At 67.1% G+C, this 2042-nt stretch carries 1 protein-coding gene; it reads left to right on the plus strand.

The genetic code is table 11. The features are described from left to right. On the plus strand, nt 1-1875 hold a 1875-nt coding region (locus IP69_RS20785), incomplete at its 5' end, for a ParB/RepB/Spo0J family partition protein (protein ID WP_054144742.1). Between the last annotated feature and the right edge of the window lie 167 nt (nt 1876-2042).

The raw sequence follows: 2042 nt of genomic DNA on the forward strand, positions 1-2042 counted from the left end.
GTCGTGAGCGACCGCAATGTCCGGCGCACCGGCGCAGCCGATGGCGTCGAGGAGTTGGCCGCTAGCATCCTTGCCCACGGGCTGTTGCAGCCGCTGCTTGTTACAGCCCGCGAGGACGGACGCTATGGCGTCATTGCCGGCTCACGCCGGTTGATGGCGTTGAGGCTGCTCTCAAAGCGCGAAGCGCTGCCGCGCGGCTTCACCGTTCCCGTGATGGTGATGGAGGCTGGCGAGGAAGAGAGCTTGGCCGAGAACGTCGTGCGCATGCCGCTGCACCCGGCCGACCAGTTTGAGGCGTTCCGCAGGTTGGAGCTATCGGGGCTCGGTGCAGCCGAGATCGCGGCGCGTTTCGGCGTCTCGCTCCGGATCGTCCGGCAGCGCCTCGCGCTTGGGGCGGTGTCGCCCCATCTGATGCAGGCCTATCGCGAGGGCGAGTTGACGCTCGCCCAGCTTGAAGCCTTCACCGTCACCGACGATCCGGTGCGGCAGGACGAGGTCTATCAGGGGCTCGGATCGTTTCGGGAGGCGTGGCGGATCAAGGCGGCGCTGACGCAGGCCGATGTGTCTGGGCGGGACCGGCGCGTGCAGTTCCTCGGGCTCGACGCCTATGAGATCGCGGGCGGCAGCGTGCTGCGCGATCTGTTCTCGACCACCGACGAGGTCTGGCTGACCGATGTCGCGCTGCTCGACCGGCTTTGCCTCGGCAAGCTCGGCGAGATCGCGGACAAGGTCCGGCAGGAGGGTTGGCTCTGGACGGAAGTCGCGATGGAGTTTCCGCATGGCCATGGCTGCCGACGCCTCTATCCTCACGCCGTCGATCAGGACGACGAGGCGGTTGCGCAGCGGCTTGCCGCCAGCATGGCCTTGGAGACGCTCTATCAGCAGCATCCCCATGACGAGGTCAGCGAGGACGTCGCAGCCGAGATGGCGCAGCTGGAGGAAGAGATCGCGAGGTTGTCCGAGCAGGCTTATGCCTACGATCCCAACGTCATCGCACGCGCCGGAGCGTTCGTCGTGCTCGGCCATGACGGACAGGCCCGGATAGAGCGCGGCTTCGTTCGACCTCACGACGAGGTTGCCGAGCCGCAAGAAGAGACGGGCGAGAAGGCGGCGCATTCGGCCACCAGCGAGCGGGTCAGCGCCGAAGTGCCAGTGGCTGATCTGGAGATCGGCGGTGTCGCCCTCTCGGATCGACTGATCGCCGATCTGTCGGCGCAGCGGACCATCTCACTTCGCGACGCGCTGGCGCGGCAGCCGGAGATCGCGCTTCTGGCGCTGGCGCACTCCCTGATCCTGCAGGGGTTCTATGGCATTCGCCATGACGCGCCGTCCTGCCTCAGCATCCGGATCGATTCAGCCGCGCTGGCGCATCATGCCGAAGGGATCGATGACGGCCCGGCCGCTCGCGCCATCGCCGAGCGGCACGAAGAGTGGGCCAGGCTCATGCCGCAGGAGGCAGGAGAGCTCTGGGATTGGCTTGCCGCGCTCGACCGAGACAGCCGCGATGTGCTTCTGGCTCATGTCGTGGCGCAGAGCGTCAACGCGGTGATCCTGCCGCATGAGCGCAGGACGCAGGCGATCCGAGACGCGGATCGACTGGCCCAAGCGACCAGCCTGGCCATGCGGGACTATTGGAGCCCGACCGTGCCAGCCTATCTCGGTCGCGTCACCAAGGCGGCGATCATGCAGGCGGTCAGCGAGGGCGTCTCGGATGAGGCGGCGCAGCGGCTGGGCAGCCTGACCAAGGCCGAGATGGCAAGAGAGGCCGAGCGGCTTTTGGTCGAGACGGCTTGGCTGCCGGCCTGCTTGCGGACTTCTTCCGGCGAGGTCGAGGACGAGCAGGATCCTGTCGCGTTCGCCGCAGCAGCAGAATAGGCGGACGCAGAGGTTCGGAGTCATGGACGGCTGCTCCGGTTGGGGCGGCCGTTTTCGTCGTTGTTGAAGCTGCCGGCTGGCGTCGGGGTGGTCTCCTGTCGTTTTGTCCGGGCCGTGGCCCCCTCACGTCCTCTTCGTGCTGGCTGTCTGGCCGAGCCGGGCTTTTC

The organism is Allobosea sp. AAP35 (assembly GCF_001295925.1).
Taxonomy (GTDB): domain Bacteria; phylum Pseudomonadota; class Alphaproteobacteria; order Rhizobiales; family Beijerinckiaceae; genus Allobosea.